The following is a 23,112-nucleotide window of genomic DNA, read 5'->3' as shown; positions in this document are numbered from 1 at the left end:
TAAAGTTTCACATTAATTAAATTATATATTATGAATTTAATAGAAAAAGATAATCCGAAAACTATTAGGGCTTGGACCTTTTACGATTGGGCCAATTCAGTCTTTCCTCTCGTAATTACTTCAGCCATTTTCCCAAACTTTTACGATTATGTAACAACGCATTCAGGCAAAGAATTCATTGGCCACACCGTTCAGTTTTTCGGACATAATTTCGAAAATCAAAACATCTATTCTTTTGTATATGCTTTTGCACTCTCCATTGTTGTTTTAATTGCACCTATTCTAAGTGGCATAGCCGATTATTTAGGAAACAAAAAACGTTTTCTGCAATTTTTCTGCTACTTAGGTTCCGTTTCATGCATGTGCCTGTATTTTTTTTCAAGAGAACATTTAGAATTAAGTTTTTTACCATTTATTACTGCAACTATTGGTTTTTGGGGGAGTCTTGTTTATTATAATTCTTATTTGCCTGAAATTGCTAGTGTTGAAAACCAAGATAAAGTAAGTGCTAAAGGATTTTCACTAGGTTATTTTGGAAGCTCTTTATTACTGATTGTTTGTTTAATTGGAATAATGGTTTTTAAATACGAAGAAACACTTGTTGATGGGGTACTTGTAAAGACAGGTTTTTTTAAGGTTAAATATTCGTTCTTGTTAACCGGTTTGTGGTGGATGGGTTTTGCTCAATATACTTTTCGCAATCTTCCATTACGTGATCACAAAGCCCATGGCGTTGAACGAAAAAATCTTCTTTCAAAAGGATTTAGAGAATTATTAGGCGTTGCGAAGCAAATTATCAAATTACCGAGACTGCCTAGATTTTTATCAGGATACTTTTTTTATAACATGGGGGTGCAAACTGTAATGGTTGTTGCGGTTTTATTTGCAAGAAATGAAATTGCTTGGGAAAATGAACAAGCTAAAACATCTTCATTAATTATTAGCATCCTGATAATTCAGTTTGTTGGCATCGCCGGCTCTTACTTTTTTTCTTGGATGTCAAGAAAAACTGGTAACATTAAATCGCTCATGTTTGCTGTACTAATTTGGATTTTTATTTGCGTATTTACTTATGTGTATGTTCGACTTCCAATGCATTTTTATATAGTTGCTTTTCTTGTTGGATTTGTAATGGGAGGTATTCAATCACTGTCTCGCAGCACCTACAGCAAGCTATTACCTCAAACAGAAGATCATGCTAGCTTTTTTAGCTTTTACGATGTAATGGAAAAGTTAGGAATGATAATAGGAACAGTAACATTTGGCCTAATCAGTGAAACGATGGGTGGTATGCGTCCTGCAATTTTATCCTTGATAGTTTATTTTATAATTGGATTTGTAGTTCTTTTCACTATGCGCGGCATGGCCATTGAAGGCGAGAAAGGTTAGACTTTTACATTTTTTATGAAGGCAGATTAAGAGCTTGTGACTTTTTGGTTCGTTTGTTGTTATTGTTACTATACATGATCAAATTATTTTATTTCCTTCTTTTTTTACCACTGTTTTCTATTTCACAAATTAGTTTTAGTGAACAGTATATTGATTTAGGGAACATTAAAGAAGCTTATGAGATAAAGGGAGATGTTGTTCTTACAAACACTAGCTCTAAAAAGATTTTTTTAATGCGTGCTGATGCAGATCAGGGCGTGAAAATTTACACGACCAAAAAAACTTTACTTCCAAACGACACGTGTTTACTGGTTATTTCTTTTATTCCTGAACATAATGGCAAGTTTAAAAAGAAAATCAACCTAGTATCTACCGATAAAGAAACACCTTATGAATTAACGCTCGCTGGAAATATTGCGACAGTAAAAACGAACGATAAAATGGCTTGCGTTTACTTTGGTAAAAGAAAAACTAATCCAGTTTCGATTAATGAAGAGCCAATTGTAATTCCAAATACGCCTGTAAAAAGAGACAATTCAAATAAATTGCCAAGAAGCTCAGAACCGCTAATAATCACAGGTACTCCAAAACCCGAATTGCCTTTAAAGGAAGTAGTTATTGATAAATTCTCTAAAGAGAATTACAAACCTAACAACATACTTTTTCTCTTAGACATAAGTAGCTCCATGCGTGATTCTTTAAAATTACCAATTATGAAAACCGCCCTACACAGATTAATTGATGCAGCCAGAGACATTGACACCATAAGTTTAGTAACCTATGCTTCAAAAGTAAACTTACTGAGTGAAGCAATTTGCGGAACAAACAAACAAAACTTGCACACATTGGTAGATAGTTTAAAAGCAAAAGGAATGACCTCTGGAAGAACGGCAATATTATTTAGTCAATTACTCTCACAGAAACATTTTATTGAAGAAGGAAACAATCAAATAATAATGGCCTCTGATGGAGAATTTAAATTTGAACGCGACGATTTTCTTACCTGGAAAAAAAGGCAGCAAGAGAAAAAAATAATAATTACAACCGTAGCTTTTGGCGAAGATAAAACTGCCCTTAGAAATTTAAAAGATATTGCGAATAAAGGAGAGGGTTCGTTTATTCATTTGAATCAAAAAAGTGGAAGCGAAGAAACTTTGTTGGAGGAAATTAAGCTGAGGAGCAAAAAATAGTTGGCAGTAGGCAGTATGTAATTAGCTAAAAAAGACAAGCGTTAATTTATGTAAATCAAAAAACCGAAACTTTTCTATTCTCGTATCTTTGATAAACCTAGTATTATGAAAAAATTAATAAGCACATCAGTATTTTTTTTGATTTTTGGTTTAGCTTCGTGTCAGACTAACACTCCAGCTTCAAACTCAAATTCAACTCATACCGAAAAAACATCAAAACCTATGGAAACAAGCTATAACAAAACAGATGCCGAATGGAAAAAAACTCTTACACCTGAACAATATGATGTATTAAGACAAAAAGGCACCGAGCGTCCAGGTACTGGCGAATACAATGATTTTTCTGAGAAGGGGGTATACACTTGTGCAGGGTGTGGAACGGAATTGTTCACGAGTGATCAGAAATTTAATAGTCATTGCGGATGGCCAAGTTTCGACAATAACATTGCTGGTGGAGACCGTGTGAAACAAATAAAAGATTTTTCCCACGGTATGGTTCGTACTGAAATTGTTTGCGCTAAATGTGGCGGCCATCTTGGACATATTTTCGATGATGGTCCAACTGCTACCGGGCAACGTTACTGCGTGAACAGTGTTAGTTTGAAATTTGTTTCAGAAAATTCAAAAGCGAACGACAAAAAATAATTTGCTCAACGAAGAGAAAAAAGCCTGTAAATCAATTTTGCAGGCTTTTCATTTTAGAATAAAGGTTGAACAGGTTTGTTTTGAAGTATTGTTTCTATTCTCTCGATCACTTCAACAGTTAACAGAGGTAAAACATCAATTGCTGTCAAATTTTCCTTTAGTTGCTCAGGTTTACTAGCTCCTAAAATAGCTGTACTCACATTTGGATTCTTAATGCACCAAGCTATTCCAAGCTTTGGTAAAGTTATTCCGAGTTCTTTGGCAAGTAGATTTAAATGCCTCGTTTTTTCAATGCGTGTTTCGTCGCCTAATGTTCGTTCTTTCAGCCAGTCCATTCCTTCCATTGTAAGGCGTGTTTCACTTGGCATGCCAGAATTATATTTACCCGTTAGCAAACCGCTGGCGAGCGGACTCCATATAGTAGTTCCTAATCCAAAGTCTCTAAATAACAACAAGAAATCTTTTTCAATTTTTGTGCGTTCAAACATATTGTATTGAGGCTGCTCCATAGTTGGTCCGATCAAGTGATTTTTTTCAGCAAATACAAAAGCTGCCATCAGTTCATCATTGGCCCACTCACTAGTTCCCCAATACAAAATCTTTCCTTGTTGAATAAGCGTGTTCATTGCCCAAACCGTTTCTTCAATAGGTGTGCTTTTATCAGGACGGTGACAAAATAAAAGATCGATGTAATCCAGCTGCAACCGTTTTAATGCAGCATGACAACCCTCTACTATGTGTTTTCTAGATAAGCCCATTTGGTTAGGTTTATTTTCTTCGTAACCAAAATAAATTTTAGAACTTAGGCAATACGAACTCCTACTCCAGGTCTTGTTTTTTAAAACCTCGCCCATTACTAGCTCTGATTTACCACGTGCATATACTTCGGCATTGTCAAAAAAGTTAACGCCATTGTCGTATGCAATACTCATCAGTTCGTCTGCCGTTGTATTTCCAATTTGTTTTCCAAACGTCACCCAACTTCCAAAAGAAAGCACACTGAGTTGTAATCCCGATTTACCAAGTCTTCTATATTCCATAAAAATTTATTGAGAGCTAATTTACTTAGATTTCTTAGTTTATTATAACCATTCTTCTATTGTAAAATCAATTTTCTATTTATCTTATTTGCTCCGTATTCGATTTGAATATTGTAAAATCCCCTTGCCATGTCAGACAAATTGATACTTTCAAAAATTTTATTTGAGATAAATTCGAAAACTATTTTTCCTTCTAGGCTAAACAGCGTGATTTTTTTTGAGTCATTTGTTTTAAACTCTAATTCGAATTTTCCATCAGATGGGTTCGGAAAAATTCTTATGACATTAACTTTAGCGCCATTTTCAAATATCTCTGTACATGGATTTACCTCAATAAATACTATCCCAACATTAGTACAGGTGTTTATACTTTTCCCAATGGCATTATAAACAGTTGCTACAAAAGGTGCTGCGGTAAAGCTATTAGAAATAGCGCCTCCTGGTAACCATGTATAAGAAGTAGCACCCGATGCAGTAAAAGTGATCGGTTCACCAGCACAGGCATTATTAGTTGATTGTATGATATTAATAACTGGAACTGATTTTGTATTTATTGCTAGCGTTTTAGACGAAATACAACTTTGTGTATTTGTTCCATAAACAGTATAGGTCGAATTTGTTGCAGGAGTAACCGTGGTAATTGAACCATTTGCGCCTGTGTTCCATATATAAGAATTTGCTCCGCTTGCTGTAAAGCTCGCATTGCTTGAAGGACAAACTAAACTTGAACTCTGAGCAACAGTAATAACTGCTACTGCATAGGTGTTAACTAGAATTGTTGAAGTGCTTGAACAACTAAAACTATCTTTTCCAGTAAGTGTATAAACTTTACTGCTCGTTGGCGAAACAACCTTCGAAGCTCCAATTCCCAAACCCGACCATGAATAAGTATTAGCGCCACTTGCTGTTAAGGTGCAAGAACCACTTGGGCATATCGTTACAGGGTTCGCTATAATTATAAGCGAAGGGCTTGGTGATAAAGTGAGTGAAATAGGAATTCGTAAACTCTGACAGCCACTCACAGAATTACTTGCTTCCGCATAAAGTGTTGTTGATGTAGAAACACTTAAACTATAATTTTGACCAGTTCCTAAAATAGTCGTAGAGTTTACTGAATTGAACCAATTGATTACTGATGGGGTGAATGCATTTACACTTAAAATAATGTTTGTTGCACTGCCGCATACACTCATATTATTAGCAGTAATACTTGGATTTACAACGCTTACAGTCATACTTTTAGAGCTTGTGCAATTTGCAGTGTTGGTCACCGCAACACTATAAAGAGAAGTTACTGTTGGCGAAATTATTATACTTGAGAGATTTGAACCATTGCTCCAAGTGTAGGTTGATGCTGAAGTAATAATACTTAATGTTGAAGGATTTCCAAGGCATAGTACATTTGTTGTTGCTAAAAGACTCAGTGTAGTTTCACTGACAGAAACAGCAACGGATGACTGTGGCGACGCACAATTATTCAATGAAACAGTTAAATAATAAATTCCAGCAGAATTTGATGTTACATTTGAAATTATTGGGCTCTGCAAGATTGAATTAAATCCATTTGGTCCTGACCATTGATATGTTGAACCGGGATTTGTTAGTCCAAATAAATTAATTGCTTGTCCGGCGCAGACTAGAGCATTCGATGCACTGACAACTACAGTTGGAATAGGATTTATTACAAGGGTAGCCTCGGCTGAAATTGCTGTTATACTTAAACTAGTGCAGGTTGTTTCTAAAACAAAATAATAAACACCCGCAGTTAAAGCGGAACTATAGAATTCCGGAGTTGTTACTCCATTCCCATTCGTTACATTCGTATATGAACTTCCTGAAGTTGGACTAACCTTCCATTGATGTGAAAGTCCTACACCCGGCGAGTAACCATTAGAAATAAGAGACGCCGATTGACCGGCACATAAAGTGAAAGCGTTCGGAGAAATTATACCTGCATTTGCAGAGGCGCATGGATTTATATTTTGATCGTATTCATCAGCGCCTATGTCAGGCGCTGACCCTGAACCAACGTAACCCGTATTTCCTTGACGAATTTGATTATCATAATCATTAGTAATTCCACTAACATTAACGGCACCGCTTTCAACTGCAGAAAACACATTGGGCGTAACGTGCAAATAATTTGGTGATGATGGAACAGAGCTTAAAAAATTTACACTCTGAGTAGCAGACAATGATTCTCGTGGATTAACTAAAGTTTGAAAAGCAGATAGTGCAGTGTACGAAGTAGTGCCATTTTGTAAAATAACATTGGATGGACTCGGTATGCCGCCATAAAACAAATTATTATTTGATGTAGACAAATAATTTGTCAAAGAAGTTGAACTTCGTCTATACGCCGCAGAAATACCCGTACCGCCCGAGGACACATTTATAAAAATATTATTCTTTAAACTTAAACTACTTGCAGTTGAAGCGTAAAGTGCATTTGAATTAAAATTTCCACCTGCACTTTGTGCGCCTAAATAAACTGTATTATACCAGAGGTTTATTAAGGTTCCACTATTAATATATATGCCATTTACTGCGTTTGTTGCTGAGGAGTTCGGTGCATTTACATGCCCAATAAAATTATTTGAAAGTGTTGTATTCACAGCTGAAGTTATATAAACCCCATGCCCTACTCCACTTGTGCCGTTTGCGTTAATTGTACTTATTTTGTTTTTATAAAAATTCAGTCCTGAACCACCTCCCAATAAGTAACTTGCATAGATAGTTGAAGATGATCCTGAAGAATTTAAATTAAGCAATGTGTTTGTGTAAACATGTGGCGCATAATTTGCGGAAACTAATGATCCGATATAAAGTCCATACAAATTGCCCGCCCTTGTAACGTTCGATACTGTATTACTGTAAATTGCAGAAGAAGAATTTGTATTCCCATCTCCCAAATTCTCAAGATAATACGCGTAGAATGCTCCAGTACTATTTACATTAATAGTTGAAATAAGATTATTACAAATTTGCTTCCTGGGATATGAAGTGCCGAGGCCATCTGTGGTGTATATACCATAAAAAACACCTGTGCCGGAAACCGGAGAAGTTATATTAGAAAAATTATTTCCTAAAATGATTTGGGTGCAATTTGCTGGAGAACTTCCTGTATTATAATATAAATACGTCGCTCCAGTCGAAGCTGTTCTATTTAAACTTCCAATAATATTATTTCCGTTAACTGTTAATTGACTTTGTGTACTTGAATTATTATTGATGAGATATTCAGCACCACTATGATTTAAGGAGAGGTTTGTCCATGTATTATTATTTAGGTGGAGTTCATAAGAATCGTTCGTATTGTAAATAAAATATATTGCGCCAGTCGCCGCAAAATTTATATGATTGTAATTTGAAAAATTATTATTGTTCATATTTACAACCGTTGTATTTGTTCCATTGGTATTATAAATAGAATACATGTTGCCACTATAAGCCACAGGACCGTTATATGTAAAACTCAAAGCATTACCACTAATATTTATCGTAGAGCCAACTGCTCCATTATTATATATAAGATAAGTTGAACCACTTGCTGCGGATGTAGAATTATTTAGAAATATATTATTACTCATGCTTAAATTTTCCGGTGACGCATTGTTCCATATACCATAGAAAGGTCCAGACGTTGAAGTATTATAACTGCAATTTATAATACAGTTATTACTGATAGTAATTGTGTTATTCAAAGCCCCCGAGCCCGAGAGATTTTCAATTACAGATAACTGAGCGCTTGTAGCACCACCGTTCAATGTAATTGTGTTCTGCATCACAGAGCTGTTAGCACTTATCGATGCTCCTAGATAAATCCCTCTCAATAATGTTGGATGATTGATGCCATTACCCGTATTGTTATTTATGATATTATAGGCGACATTTAAATTATACTGAGCCAACGTTTTAATGGCACAGGAAGAATTTGTTGAACCTCCACCGCCAAAATTAAGTATAGAATTTCCTGTTAAGACACTATTCCCGCCAATATCATTTCCATTATCTGCGAAACTAAAAGGAATAAAATCCACGAAACCAATCAATGACATTCCAATATTACAGTTCTGAATGGTGTTCGTATAAAACTTGTTGTTTGAATTACTACCCGAAATGGACGTAACAGATATAGTTGAATTATGGACACTTGAAGTGGCATTTACAACATCTATACCTCTCGATCCGTCCTCAGCGGGACCAGATCCGCTCGAATTGTTTATTCTGTTTAATGTAATAGAACAATTTTTTATGGTGTTGTTTTGACATCCATTATTGGAATTCGCTTTAAACAAACCAATGCCAAACTCCATGGTTGCTGGATTTACTGTGTTTTGATCTACAATATCTATTCCATCAATTGTTACATAATCACATCCCAATAACCTCCAAACACCGTCTTGATGCATCGATCCCGGTGTACCTGTTCCTCCTGAATAAGCAACTAATAATGGGTTGGCCCCATTTCCATTCTTCTGAAATACAATTGGATTATTAAGACTTCCACTTGCCGTCAAAGAAAATCCACCCGGTATTACAGTTTCGGTATAACCTGCTGCAATATTCACTGTTACAGATCCCGAGGCACCTTGCTGATTTAAAGCAGCTATAACCGAAGCCAGACTTGTGTACGTTGAAGGAACAGTTATTATTCCTGATAATTGTGCTTTCGTTTGAAAGTAAATTGTAAAAACTAAAACCAGATAATAGATTTTTTTCATTTGTTAAGCATTGATAGCCAAACAAATTTAATTTTCCTTTTACCAGATTTTTAAGCTTTAGACAGTTGTGTATAAACTATAGATAAACAGGGTGTGAATTTCTACAAATGAAATTTTTGGCAAAAACTGTGATAAAACACTCCTTAATCGATGATTAATTTATACACACTTGTACTCTCTTGAATTTTTATGTAAATAAAATAAATACCTTTTGTTACTGATGATAAATCAATCATTTTTAATTCACCAGTAGTTTTTGTTTGATAGATCAAAGCTCCAATTGAATTTAAAACATGGATATCCTTTTCACCGTCTAGTTCCATTGATAGATTAACGATTCCTGAAGAAGGATTTGGAAACAAACGTAAACCTTTATCAGAGTTTAAAACATTTGTTAATCCAACGCACTCATTTACCAACACAGAAGCTGTTGACGTATTTAAGCAATTGTTCAGATCAGAACCAGTAACCGTAAACACTTCTTGCGATGTAGGACTTACCACTATTATAGGAGAATTTGAACTTCCCGGAGTCCAGGTAAAACTAAACACTCCCGAAGCTTCGAATGTTGTTGATTCACCAACACAAATTGTTGCAGCACTTGGTGTAATTGAAATCGTTGGCAGTGGATTTACTTTAACATTCACCAACTTTGTTGTCCAGCAACCCGGTCCAGTTGTAGCGGCAACAGTGTAAATGGTTGTACTTGTTGGCGAAACAACAACACTGGCAGCGTTAACTCCACCCGTCCATGTATAGGAACTTGCACCAGAAGCAGAAAGTGTAGAACTTCCCGATTGACATAAAACTGCCGGTGATGCCAGGGTTGTGATGGCGAGAGCAGGTCCATGTGTTATGAATATGCTGGTGGAGGAAGTTGGGCAAGCCACGTTGCTTCCATAAACAGCATAAGTAGTAGAGACAAAAGGAGAAATAACAATACTAGTATTAGTCGAAATTGTACTCCATGTATAAGTGGTTGCGCCATTTGCAGTTAATGTGGCAGTGTTGCCAAGACATACAAGTGAGCTCGTGGTTGAAATAGTTATTGTAGGATTTAATATCACCTCAACAGAAGTTGTGCTTGAAGAGGCACACTGACCATCAGATAAGGTAACCGAATAAATACTTGTTGTGGTGGGCGAAGCAATAACTGATACTCCTGAGCCAGCAGACAGGCTGTTTGAGGGTGACCAAGAATACGTTCCTATTTGAGTTCCATTTAATTTAAAATCAGGTCGCACAAAGCCGAAATTCACATTACTGGTAGTTGCAGCAGCGATGGTAGAAACACTTTGGTTATCTGCTCGATAAACTAAAGTACTTAAAAAACCAGTTGGAGAATTGTATTGAATAACCGCATTGGCTGAAGTGCCAATAAGGCTATTTGAAAAAACGGTTTCTACAATTAAATTACTGATTCCATCCCAAACAAATGGCGCCGAAAAACTATGCGTATTTGCATATCCAATACTTGGTGTAAAATTAGATGGCGATACAACATTTGATACGCCCGCTTCGAAAACCGAGAGTGCGCTTACTGTAGTAGATTTCATTCCAACCATAAAGTTCTTACAATCATTTATAGATGCACCCCAATTTGAACCAAGTGAACTAACTGGAAATTGAATACTTTGAATTGGTGTACCGGTCGTAAATCCAGCGGCTGCAAGCTCCCCAGCTAAAATTAGCATTTGCATTTTTTGACCTCCATAATACAGTGAGTATGGAGCTGGATATCCTGAAGTCTGATTCACATTACTTTGACTGCCAAATGTGAGTGTTGGATTTGTTATTGGCAAAGAAGCAGTAAGTGTTTGAGAATTACCAATACAAATTGTTGAAGATGCTAAGCTGATCGAAAACGCAGGAGGTGTTGGATAAACTGTGGTAGAAACAAAAACAGGAAGCGATGTGCAATTTACATCTGCAACTATAAGAGTGTACAGTCCGCTAGCATTGGTGCCTCCAAGCGTAATTGTTGGATTCTGCAAAGTAGAGGTAAAATTATTTGGTCCTTGCCATAAGTAGGAAGTTCCAATATTACTATTACTTGATAAAACTAAATCCTCTCCTGAACAAATAGTTTGGCTCAATACCGATGCAGAAGCAGAAGGTGTTGCATTAACTGTAACGGTTACCTCATTCGAAGTCCCCGATATAGAACCAAGAGTACAAGTGGTTACTAAAACAAAATAATAATTGCCAGCGCTTAAGGTACTTGTTGTATATGCGGTAGTATTCGCACCGATTCCACCAGCAACGTTTGAATATGGTCCACCAGAGTTTGTCGACACTTTCCACTGATGAACAATATCACCTGCCGCGGTAAATCCTGTTGAAAGTAAGTAAAATGTTTCGCCCTCACATTGAATAGTAGAAGAAGCGACAATAACGCTTCCTGCATTTGCACTCGTGCAAGACAAGAGTGATTGATTGTATTCATCAGCACCAATATCTGGCGCTGTTCCCGTACCCGAATACCCAACATTTCCTTGTCGAACATCGCTATCAACATCGTCGAAAATAGTTAAGACATTTACGGCTCCACTTTCAGACAAGGAAGGAATCGCTGGATCTATGTGAAGGAAATTTGTACTTGTGCCAATAGTACTCAAAAAAGAAGTGTTCTCAAAAACGGAAGCACTTTCACGAGGTGCTACTAAAACCTGAAACGCAGGCAATGTTTGATTAACCGTTGATGCATCTGCGTATATTAAACGATTAGGTGCTGGAATACCTGTGTAAAAAATATTATTATTTGAAGAGTTTAAATAATTAACAAGAGAACTAAAGCTTCTTCTAAAGGCCACGCTATTTCCTATTCCGCTCGGAGTAGAAGTATTGATAAAAATATTATTTCGCACATCGATTTGAACACCCGAAGAAACATATAATGCACTTGAACTAAAGACAGTTCCTGTACTGCTCGTGTTCAGATTAACTGTGTTATAAAAAACATTTGCACGTGTTCCACCAAGTATGTTAATTCCATTCACAGAATTTGCAGCAGATGAAACTGGTGTATTGATATTACCTATTAGATTGTTGTTTATTGATATGGTGGTGGTGGTCGGCACTCTAACACCATTTGCTGTTCCTAGTATTCCACCGGATGTTATATCACTTATTTTATTCTTATAAAAATTTAAACCATAACCTGCTGCTGATAAGTAGGCTCCACTGACATCTGCGGTGGTTCCAGAAGTATTAAGATTACGAATTGTATTTCCATAAACACTTGCAGCAATTCCCGAAGACACACTCGGTCCAACATAAATACCGTATAGAGGTCCGCCCCAAGATACGCTTGATAAGGTGTTAGTGTTAACTGAAGAACCTACTATAGAATTATCCCCCATTAAGTCAAGGTAATAGCCGTAAAAGAATCCAAGACCTTGGTAGTTAACATTCGAAATAGAATTATTGCTTATTGTTTTTTTAGGGAATAAGGTTCCAGTGCCATCAATATTAAATATTCCATAAAACGAACCCGTTCCAAGTGTAGCGGCTACTATGTTCGAAAAATTATTTCCAGAAATCAATTGCGAACAGGCCGCAGGAGAACTTCCGTTTGAATAGTAACCATAGAAAGATGCGGCGGTAGCTGAACGCGTGTATCCGGAAACCGAATTACTGTTTACATTAAGTTCCGCTGAAGTGTTAGACGGATTATAAATTAAATATTCATTCCCATTATGATTTAACAAAAGATTAGACCAAGTGTTATTATTTATATCGTAACGCGCATTATTGTTTGTGTTATGAATAAAATAAATATTTCCGGCTCCTACCATTCCGCTAAAAAAGTAAGAGGAGAAATTGTTTCCATTCATACTTAAAGTTGTAGATGCTGCGCCACCAATGTTATGAATGCTGTATAAATTCCCTGAATAGCCCGACACACTATTATTAAATCCTGCGCTCAGACTATTATTTGACATTGAAATAGAATTTGTTACAGCAGCCGAATTATAAATCAAATGAGTATTAGCAGTTGACGCCCCTGACACATTATTACCGAATACATTTCCATCCAAGCTTAACAAACCTGATGCAGGGCATGTATTATGAATCCCATAAAAATCAACTGCTCCAATAGTATTGGTGAAATTTGTAATTGAATTATTATTCATGCTAATTGAATTAATTAGCGTGGTAGAAGTCCCTGAATTATAAATTATATTTAAAGCTACCGAAGGAACACTAACTGCTGTGTTATTTATTGTATTCCCACTCACGCTCAGTGAAGAAGATGTGGAGGCAAGATTACATACGCCGTAAAAAGTGCCTACATCTGTTGAAACATAGGAAACACCTGAAGCTTGATTATTGTTAATAGCGGCTATTGTTGCGACAGTACCTCCATTGAAAATTCCATAACAAGTACCCGTTGATGCAGGGAAAATAAAATTAGTTAAGAAATTACCACTTGCATCAAAACTTCCTTGGGAATTACCCTGATTAAAGATCCCAGCAAAATCTCCACTAGTATTTAATGAAGCTGAATAATTGGTAATGGAATTATTGTTTAATCGAATAGAGTTACTTGCCGAACTTGTGTTATACACCTGGAATTTTGATCCCGAAGAATTGTTTGTACTAATGGTTGATAAAGTGTTTCCACTCATACTTAAATTAGAACATGTTGTGCCATTATTATAAAGCGAGAATAAAACACCTGTTGTGCATGAATGATTTAATTGAGATAGAAGATTGTTATTAATATTAACCGAACCCGTTATTAAACCAGAGTTGTAGATCCCAAATGTTGAGCCTGTTGTAGTTGCCAGTAACTGGGCACTAAACGTATTTCCCGTCACACTAAGATTGGACCCTGAATTACCAGTGTTTAACAAGTCATAAAAAACACCAGTAGTACTTAATGAGGAGGTGTAATTTGAAACTAAATTTGAATTGACATTAATATCGCCAGAGCCGTTTCCATTATTAAAAATGTGATAGCGTGGACTTGTTACTGTGTTGCAAATAAAATTACTTATAAAATTTCCACTTATATTTAAATTGGCAAAAGAGTTGTTATTATTAAATAACCCATAAAATGATCCTGATGTCGCGGTATAATTAATGCTTGAGATTTTATTATTTGCAAATGATATTTCATTTATCAGACTACCATTGGCTCCGCGATTGTAAACAAAATGCGTAGCGCCATTTAAAGTATTTAGCGAAAGCGTTGTTAAAGTATTGCTGTTAATGCTTAAACTAAGAGTGGGTGCGGCGCTATTATATAGACCTAAAAAACCTCCGCTGCCTGTGGCATCATAACTGAAATTTGATACAACATTATTTCCGAACGTAATTAAACTATTAGTTGCCGAAGTATTATAGATAATAAATACTGAGCCACTCGTCGCGGTGAGTGTGTGATTCAAAAACGTATTTCCACTCGCAATCAGACCATCAACACCTCCACCATTGTTAATGCCGTAGTAAGAGCCCGTAGTATTTAGAGTACTTGTTAGGCCTGAAACCAAATTATTTGAAACGTTCAAGTTAGATCCTGCTCCAGTGTTATAAACAAAATAGCGAGATCCTGTTGTGGTGGTATAAATACAATTCATAAGTGTGTTACTAGTCACACTCATGCTCCCAAATGAAATCCCACTATTGTATATGGTACCATATGAACCGCTATTGGCTTCGAAACCAAAAGCTCCAATATTATTTGAATTTATATTAACAACACCAACAGTTGTTGAGGCCGCAGCCCTATTGTAGATCAGATAAGAAGAACCATTTAAGGAATACAGCGAAATATTTGTAAATGTGTTCGCAGAAACATTAAGAGCTCCTACTGGTACATTGTTATTATACACTGCTGAAAACACACCTGATGAAGTTGAAGAGTGCGTTAAATTTGAAATTAAATTAGTATTTATCTGAAGTGTGTTTATAATATTGCCTGTATTATATAAACCGTATGCTGCTCCAGTAGTTGAAGAAAGTTGAATATTTACAAGCTTATTATTCGCAATCGTGACATCACCTTGCGAATTACCGCCGTTGTTTATTCCATAATAAGTTCCACTAGTATTATTAGTGTTAGTAAAGCCAGTTACGCTGTTATTTGAAAGGTTAGCAGAGTTTATAATTGAACCACCATTGTATACCATATACCTACTACTTGTTGCAGAATTTGCTTGCACGTTTGCTAGAGTATTACTACTTAAACTCAGGCTTCCTGACGCAATACTTGTATTATAAATACCAAACCAACTTCCATTTAAACTTATTGAATAATTAGAATTTGAAACTAAATTATTCTTAATACTTAGTGAATTAATTGTATTGGTGTTTACGCCTGTATTATTTACAAAATAAATACTACCGCTTGTAGAATTTATGTCTGTATTTAAAAAGCGATTATCCTCAATTGCTAAATTATCAGGGAAATTAGAGTTAGCGAAACTCGCCACGTTTGTAATGCCATAAAAACTTCCTGCCGCATTGCTCCTATTTGTGTAACCATCTACTAAATTATTCTTTATTAAAATGGCATTTGTAATTCGCCCGCTGTTATATATTCCTTGTTGACTAGTACTTGTACTTGTTAGAGTAATATGACTAAGCGTATTTGTAACTATTGACAAGTCTACGGAAGTGTACCCGGCGTTATAGATACCATAAAAATTACCACTTGTTGCATTACACGTATAGTTATCAATAACATTACCTGAGATACCAACGGTAGCCAAGGTGTTTGTTAAAGTCCCTGAATTTACAAGCAAATATGTATTTCCATTATTGGAAAGAGAAAAATTATTTGTAAGTGTATTGTTATTTATCGAAGCGAGAACAGCTGATACAGAACTGTTGTTGTACATTCCATATAAAGAACCGTTCAAACTAATGCTATGACTGCAATTTGAAATTAGATTATTCCCGATAACAATAGAATTAGAAATTGCTCCATTGTTATAAATCAGGTAGCGCGCTCCACTGCTCGCTGTCGAAATTAAATTTAAAAACTTATTATCCTGTATAGTTATATCACCAGCAGATGATGCTCCTGAATTTATGATTCCATAAAATGTTCCACTTGTGCTTAGAGTATTTGTAAAATTGGTAATATAATTATCCGTGATCGAAATTGAGTTTGAAACCGGACAATTATTGTAGATTATGTTGATAGCCCCCGTCGTTGACAACGAAACCATATTAGTGAATGAATTGTTCTTAATACTCAATAATGAGGCCGTTGTTGCTGCCGCTCCGCTATTAAAAATACCATAAAATGCTCCACTGGAATTATTTGCTAAAGTTACGCTTGCTATTACATTAGCACTGTAGGTTGCCGACGTAAAAACATTTGCTCCCGCCCCCCTATTGTAGATCAAAAAAGTTGAGCCGGTCGATGAAGTCAAAACCGAGTTAGTGAAAGTATTTTGACTAATAGTTATATTATCTGCCGACGCCGTGTTATTATAAATTCCATAAAAAGCTCCACCTGCACTAACAGTGCTCGTGCAACCTGATATTAAATTATTGGAGATTTCAATACTTGTAAACGTATTATTTGACAAGCCGCTACTATTAATAAAATGCGTTTCGCCAGTTGTTGCTGCTGAAGCATTGTTCGTAAATGTATTGTTACTTATTATTAAAGAGGTTGAAGAAACTGAAGTGTTATTGTTATTATAAATCCCATATAAAAACCCGGTAGTTCCACTTGTATTAGTACAGTTGGCAATAAGGTTATTACTAATATTAGTTGAATTTAAAGCTACTCCCCAATTACTTATCAAATAACGGGTTCCTGTTGTAGAATTCCAATCGTTATTTGTAATTGTGTTGCTAAGAATACTTGTTATGTTAGAAGTTACACCGTTATTCCAAATACTGTAAAAGGTACCAGTTGCCGATGAGTTAATACAGTTGGAAATAATATTATTACTCATATGTATGGCTACAAAAGTATTTGCTGCCGATCCGCGGTTATACATGAAATAACTTTGTCCATTATTAGCATACGACGCGTTATTCAAAAATGAATTATTATTTATAGTTAACGTTAAACAGGAAGCTGAATTATTGTATATGCCATAAAAAGTTCCATTTGAACTTACTGAAGTTGTACAGTTAGAAATTAAATTATTACTAAGATTAATACTGTTAATACTTGTACTAATTGCTCCCGTATTATATATAAGATTTGTAACACCTGTAGCTGAATTAACAACATTGTTTGTGAACGTGTTATTTGTAATTTTTAAATCAGAAAAAGTAGTGCCACTGTTATAGATTCCATAAAAAAACCCGGACGTGTTTGCGGAATTTAAGATACTTGCAAAAATATTACTTGTCATCGTAATAACTCCCCCTGCTAAAGCACCTGTATTATACATTAAGTAAGTTGATCCAGAAGTGGCGTCATTGCTAATAGCCGAAAAAGTATTATTACACATATTTAACGCAGAAGTCACCGAGCCGGTGTTATATATTCCATTAAAGGATCCCGTTGTGTTATTTGTGTTTGTCCAACTTGAAATCACATTGTTATTTAAATTTAGAATTGTATTTACCGAACCAGTATTGTAAATCAAATATTTTAAGCTTGTTGTAGAAGACCAAGCGTTTAACGTAAGCGTATTGTTCGATAAACTCAAATTATCACTAGTAACACCATTATTATAAATTCCTAAAAATGGGCCATTCGATGTTGCGGTAAAATTACAATTGGAAATAAGGTTGTTACTCATACTCGTACTAACAAAAGTATTTGTACTTGAACCACGATTAAAAACTAAATGCACAGATCCGTTAACAACAGCTGCGGTATTTGAAGAAAATATATTATCATTAATTTCTAAGGTGGTGGACGAAGAAGCGTTGTTATATATTCCAAAAAGAGAACCACTTGATGTCACCGAATGCGTGCAATTAGAAACAAGATTTGTATTCATCGTGATTCCTCCACTAATTGAAGCCGTGTTGTATATCAAATACGTTGATCCACTAAACGAGTTAACCTGATGATTTAAAAAACTGTTTCCGGATATTCCCAAATTTGCTGTTGAAGCTCCATTATTATATATCCCGTAAAAAGCGCCTGTCGACGTAATTGAATTAGCACAATTAGTTATAGTATTATTATTTAATGTAATATTATTGCTCGTTGCGCTAGCATTGTAAATTAAATAAGTAGATCCGGTCGAAGCGTTTGTAACATTGTTGCTAAATGTATTAGAACTCATTGAAAGCGCAGCAGCAGATATAACATTGTTGTATATCGAATAATAAAATCCCGTAGTACTAGCAGAATTCGTACAATTAGCAATAAGATTATTATCTATCTTAATAGTGTTCGCAATAGCACCTGTGTTATAAATTAAATAATTTGTCCCAGTCGTTGCTTTTGTGGCAACGGTACTAAATGTATTACCCGTTAAGTCCAAATAACTTGCAGACGCTCCATTGTTATAAATACCAAAAAAAGAACCCGTAGTGTTTAGCGCATTTCCACAATTTAAGAGTGTGTTACCGATTATTGTAATAGTGTTATTTGCTGCAGTAGCTCCAGAAAGATTTTCGATTACCGAAACTTGTGAGTTACCACTTCCACCGTTTAAAGTAAGTGTGTTATTTGTGATTGTAACATTTGCACTAGTCGCCGCATTAACATAAATTCCTCTTAATGCATTTGTATGATTTACACCTGATCCGTCGTTGTTATTAAAAGTATTATAAGAAACATTAAGATTATACTGTGCTAATGTTCTAACTCCGGCCGCTGGATTAGTTGCGGCAACTGCTCCACCAAAATTCATTATGTTATTCCCTTGCAAACTGCTTAAACCCCCAATGTCATTTCCGCTATCAGCAAGGGTAAATGGACTAGGTGCAGCGTATCCGATTAAGGCAATTCCTACATTACAATTTCTAATTGTATTTGCATAAAATCTATTATTCGAGTTTGTTCCCGCAAAAGAAATCGGCGCTAAAACGATTGTTTGTGAATTTGCAAGTGAATTAACCAAATTAATTCCTCGCGATCCATCAACTGCGGAACCAGAACCACTTACATTATTGATAGTTCTTAAATTAATCACACAATTCTTAATCGTATTATTTTGGCAACCATCCGTTGTGCTTGCTCTAAATAATCCATAACCGTATTCCATTGTAGAAGGATTTGTGGTATTTGGATCTGATATATCTATTCCGTCAATTGTAATATAGTCTGATCCAATTAGTCGCCAAACTCCATCCTGTGTTGCTGTAGCTGGAGTGCCCGTTCCTCCAACATAAGACGTTATCAAAGGATTAGCTCCTACTCCGATTTTTCTAAATGTGATTTGATTAAGTGCTGTACCTGTTGCAGTAAGACTATAACCTCCAACAGGTGCCGTCTCGGTATACCCTGAGGTAATTTCTATAAACACAGGTCCACTTACACCCTGTACGTTAAGATCAGAAATTGCAGCTGACAAGCTTGGATAGTTTGTCGGAATATTATAAGTGCCCGAAAGTTGCGACTTCATTTTGAAGCACAAAATCATTCCCAAACAAAAACACAATGTGAGTTTTGTAATTTTTATCATTCTACTGTCTTAACTCTATAAAATTAGTTCATTTTTCCTAATAATAAAGGGCATTAACACTATTTTAGTGACATCAGATTGTTATTTAAATGACTAAGAAGAAAAGTCTTAATCGTTCTTAAACCGAATGTAGTTTAAATTAAATACAGGTTTGAGTTGAGCATTGTTACTTCCTGCTATTACAACACGTTCGTAATAACTATCGCGCCTCACCGGTAAAAGGATTTTGGAATCTTGAGTTGCATAAACTGTTTTCAAAGACAAGTCACCATTTGCAACCACTAAATAAAATCCACGATTAGGTTTTTCACCACTAAATATCGCTTGAGCCTCAAGAGCAATATTAAACACATAAGCATTCATTGTCGCATTATAAGTCCCATCAAATCTGGTATAATTCGTTGAATTATTTAAATCATTAATATAGGTCTCCCTACCTGAATCATCTATCGAAAGCAACAATAATTTAGGCGGAGCATAATAAATGGAGGTTCCTAAAGTGGTGTTTGAAGGATCTAAACTTAAAACTATCTCAGCTCGATTTACCGCTATTTTAAATGAATCTGAATGGTTCTTTAAAAAAGGGATGTAAAGTTTTACTCGGGTCATTCCCATTCCTTTTAAGTAAAGCTTTGAAGCGCCAAGGGTCGAATCGGCAAATTGATCTTTTATTTCTTGAATAGGCGTATACTTCACCGTATTATATCTTTTCGCAGTTAAACCGCTGAAACTAAATCTAAAATCTATAATTGTATCATTAGAACTCGTGGTTTTATAATGCAAAAAGAGTCCGCTTAAAACATCATCCAGATCGGCTTTAAAAACAACCCCCTCGTCATTATTTTGAACGCTTGCAGCAATATAATATCCTTTATATGTTTTCTGTAAAGCCTCATTATTTTTTAAATTAACACTGTCCTGAAATAATTTTTCGGCATAGTTTTGATCTAGTTTAATTCGTAAGACTCTCTTTCCATCTCCTGTAACACTCCATGAGGTGGCACTAATACTAATTGGTGTAATGTCATGATGCCTTGTGTCATTTGTGTAATAAGGAACTCTGTTATTAATAGTGTCATTAAGAGCAAATATTGAGTAACTTAAAGCAGCATCTTTATTTCCAGCATATTCATCAGCATTTACAGCCAAAACAAATTCAGCTGAGGTTAAAGTAGACGTAGCACCGAAATTTAGGTTTGAAACACTAATATTTGTATTTAAATACAAGCCATAATCCGATCGGCCAAAAAGAGGATCATTATTACTTCCTATAAATTTAATATTATCTCCATAAGAAGCAACTGAATCATACGGTAAAGTTTGCGCTGTAACAGCAAGTCCTCTTATATTTTCAGCATTTAAATCGTCTACACCTGGCTGAACATCTACCCCAAGAACACTGTGATCTTTTTTACAGCTAACAAAAAAAATAACTAGTACTGGAAAAATTATTTTCGAAAAAAGTTTTATTATTCGCATTTGACGGGCAAAAATAAGTATTATAACCCATGTTTTAGCGTTTTATGGTTTTTTGGGAGAAGATTTACTTAGGCTTAAACAAAAAAAATCCCGCTTAGAAATTTCTAAACGGGATTTTACATAATATTTATTTTTAGCTCAAAACGTTTGCTTCTTCAAGCATTTCATCATAAAATTCATTAAAAGCATCCATGTATTCCAGCTCATTTTTAAAAGTTAAAAATGGTTTACCTGATTTTTTAATAAATTTTTCAATCTCAGGATTCATGTTTTCAGATCCTTGAATAAGACCATCAGCAAATTCAATCGATTGTTTAATCATATTAAGGTAACTAGGCTCTTCACTCAGGTGTTTAAGATCTTTTTTATTAAAACCATCGAAATTTAATTTATCAATGAATTTTTTATTAAGATTTTTAGGGAACTCATCCTCGTATAGTGAAACAACTATTTTAGTGTCTGCAAAAAGTGGATCTTCTTGATAATACTTCTTAATGTATAATGGCATTAAAGAAGCAAACCAACCATGACAATGAATAATATCTGGTTGCCATCCAAGTTTTTTAACCGTTTCAGCCACTCCACGCACAAAAAACATACTACGCTCATCATTGTCGTCAAAATATTTTCCGCTTGTTTTGTCAGTTAAAACAGCTTTACGACCGAAATATTCTTCGTTGTCGATAAAATACACTTGCATACGCGCTGTAGGGATGCTGGCCACTTTAATAATTAATGGATGGTCGACGTCATTAATGACCATATTCATCCCCGAAAGGCGAATAACTTCATGTAATTGGTGACGACGTTCATTAATGCTTCCATATTTGGGCATAAAAGTGCGAATTTCTTTTCCGCGTTCTTGAATTCCTTGTGGAAGTCTTCTGGCAATTTTGCCAACATATGTTTCATCTAAATACGGTGTGATGTCTTGAGAAACAAAAAGGACTCTGGCTTTCTTCATACTTGATTAACTCCTTTTTTTAGATTTATGATTAAACAAAATTACGAAAAAATAATCCAATTTTCAAAGGAAATTGTAGCTTTATGGCCTTATTAATGTTAATCTTCACGAAAATAAGCGAATTAACGGGCTATTTATCTCAAATAAATGCTCAAAACAAAACTGTGGGTTTTGTCCCCACAATGGGCGCACTGCACGACGGCCATGTTTCACTTATTCGTTATTCTAAAAACACTTGCGATTATACTATTTGCAGTGTTTTTGTTAATCCAACCCAATTTAACGACAAATCAGACCTCGATCGCTACCCCCGAATGCCTGAAAAGGACGCTGCTTTGCTTAAAAACGCCTATTGTGATGCCTTATTCATGCCTTTAGTAAATGAAATGTACCCTGATAGCTTACTAAAAGAAAATTACGATTTTGGATACCTCGATAAAGTGCTCGAAGGCGCTCATCGTCCAGGGCATTTTAACGGTGTGGCTCAAATTGTTAGTCGCTTCTTCGATATCATTAAACCTGATAAAGCTTTTTTCGGCAGCAAGGACTACCAGCAGGTAATGATTATAAAAGCTCTGGTGAAGCAAATGAACTCAAGTATCGAAATTATTGCTTGCCCCATTTTAAGAGATCCGGATGGCTTGGCAATGAGTTCTCGAAACGCTCTGCTAAGTAAAGAAGAGAGAACAACCGCTAGTAGAATTCCTCAAATCATGAAAGTGGCCAAAAATCTCACTGCCACTAAGGGTATTAAAGAGGCCAAATTATTTGTTGAACAAGAAATTACAACTGTTCCATCTATGAAGCTTGATTATTTTGAAATTTGTAATGCCGATTCGCTTAATACGCTTACTGAGCTCACTTCACAAATTAGTGCCATTGCTTTGATAGCGGTTTATGTTGGTAAGATAAGGCTCATCGATAACGTTGAGCTAAACTAGAAAAGTATTAGTACAAGCCAAGAAAATAAATTCGTTTCTACGAGTTTTTGTTTTTTTATTTTAATTATTTTTTACCTAAAAAAACTTAAGTTAAATCGAAGAGGAAATTATGTTTATTAAACAAATCATGATTATCCATTCAAGTCTCTCTGCAAACATAAAAAATAGTATTTTT

General features: G+C 35.3%; 9 protein-coding genes. 4 read left to right on the top strand and 5 right to left on the bottom strand.

Annotation, left to right across the window (positions count from 1 at the left end):
• Positions 1 to 30: 30 nt before the first annotated feature.
• From P2086_RS08265 to msrB, 3 genes are all read left to right on the top strand, one after another.
• Positions 31 to 1,389, top strand: a complete 1,359-nt coding sequence (locus P2086_RS08265; protein ID WP_317899982.1) for an MFS transporter — start codon at positions 31 to 33, stop codon at positions 1,387 to 1,389.
• Positions 1,390 to 1,463: 74 nt separating this feature from the next.
• Positions 1,464 to 2,579, top strand: a complete 1,116-nt coding sequence (locus P2086_RS08260; protein WP_317899981.1) for a VWA domain-containing protein — start codon at positions 1,464 to 1,466, stop codon at positions 2,577 to 2,579.
• A gap of 105 nt (positions 2,580 to 2,684) precedes the next feature.
• Positions 2,685 to 3,224, top strand: a complete 540-nt coding sequence (gene msrB / locus P2086_RS08255; RefSeq protein ID WP_317899980.1) for a peptide-methionine (R)-S-oxide reductase MsrB — start codon at positions 2,685 to 2,687, stop codon at positions 3,222 to 3,224.
• A gap of 53 nt (positions 3,225 to 3,277) precedes the next feature.
• Here msrB and P2086_RS08250 read toward each other — a convergent pair whose 3' ends face one another.
• The 5 genes from P2086_RS08250 to P2086_RS08230 form a co-directional block, all read right to left on the bottom strand.
• Positions 3,278 to 4,264, bottom strand: coding sequence for a potassium channel beta subunit family protein (locus P2086_RS08250; protein ID WP_317899979.1), 987 nt, complete (start codon positions 4,262 to 4,264; stop codon positions 3,278 to 3,280).
• A 56-nt stretch (positions 4,265 to 4,320) separates the two neighbouring features.
• On the bottom strand, positions 4,321 to 8,988 hold the full coding sequence (locus P2086_RS08245) for a T9SS type A sorting domain-containing protein (RefSeq protein ID WP_317899978.1): 4,668 nt from the start codon (positions 8,986 to 8,988) through the stop codon (positions 4,321 to 4,323).
• A gap of 143 nt (positions 8,989 to 9,131) precedes the next feature.
• A complete protein-coding gene (locus P2086_RS08240) occupies positions 9,132 to 19,553 on the bottom strand; it encodes a T9SS type A sorting domain-containing protein (RefSeq protein WP_317899977.1) in 10,422 nt (3,473 codons plus the stop codon).
• Positions 19,554 to 19,661: 108 nt separating this feature from the next.
• Positions 19,662 to 21,032: a DUF4270 family protein gene (locus tag P2086_RS08235; RefSeq protein WP_317899976.1), complete on the bottom strand. Its 1,371-nt coding sequence runs from the start codon at positions 21,030 to 21,032 to the stop codon at positions 19,662 to 19,664.
• Between the two features lie 133 nt (positions 21,033 to 21,165).
• Positions 21,166 to 21,996, bottom strand: a complete 831-nt coding sequence (locus P2086_RS08230) for a glycogen/starch synthase (protein ID WP_317899975.1) — start codon at positions 21,994 to 21,996, stop codon at positions 21,166 to 21,168.
• Between the two features lie 83 nt (positions 21,997 to 22,079).
• Here P2086_RS08230 and panC point away from each other — a divergent pair, with 83 nt between their 5' ends.
• Positions 22,080 to 22,937 carry a pantoate--beta-alanine ligase gene (gene panC / locus P2086_RS08225; RefSeq protein ID WP_317899974.1) on the top strand — a complete coding sequence of 286 codons (858 nt, stop codon included), beginning with the start codon at positions 22,080 to 22,082 and terminating at the stop codon, positions 22,935 to 22,937.
• The last annotated feature ends 175 nt before the right edge of the window (positions 22,938 to 23,112 follow it).

This window comes from Aurantibacillus circumpalustris, assembly GCF_029625215.1.
GTDB classification, from domain to species: Bacteria; Bacteroidota; Bacteroidia; order B-17B0; family Aurantibacillaceae; genus Aurantibacillus; species Aurantibacillus circumpalustris.
The sequence above is the reverse complement of the archived record's forward strand: the minus strand, read 5'-3'. Positions and strand labels throughout refer to the sequence as shown.

Coding starts and splice junctions, on each gene's coding strand:
- P2086_RS08250 (WP_317899979.1), bottom strand. CDS start 4,264: ATGGAATATAGAAGACTTGGTAAATCGGGATTACAACTCAGTGTGCTT.
- P2086_RS08240 (WP_317899977.1), bottom strand. CDS start 19,553: ATGATAAAAATTACAAAACTCACATTGTGTTTTTGTTTGGGAATGATT.
- P2086_RS08245 (WP_317899978.1), bottom strand. CDS start 8,988: ATGAAAAAAATCTATTATCTGGTTTTAGTTTTTACAATTTACTTTCAA.
- msrB (WP_317899980.1), top strand. CDS start 2,685: ATGAAAAAATTAATAAGCACATCAGTATTTTTTTTGATTTTTGGTTTA.
- P2086_RS08260 (WP_317899981.1), top strand. CDS start 1,464: ATGATCAAATTATTTTATTTCCTTCTTTTTTTACCACTGTTTTCTATT.
- P2086_RS08230 (WP_317899975.1), bottom strand. CDS start 21,996: ATGAAGAAAGCCAGAGTCCTTTTTGTTTCTCAAGACATCACACCGTAT.
- P2086_RS08265 (WP_317899982.1), top strand. CDS start 31: ATGAATTTAATAGAAAAAGATAATCCGAAAACTATTAGGGCTTGGACC.
- panC (WP_317899974.1), top strand. CDS start 22,080: ATGGCCTTATTAATGTTAATCTTCACGAAAATAAGCGAATTAACGGGC.
- P2086_RS08235 (WP_317899976.1), bottom strand. CDS start 21,032: ATGCGAATAATAAAACTTTTTTCGAAAATAATTTTTCCAGTACTAGTT.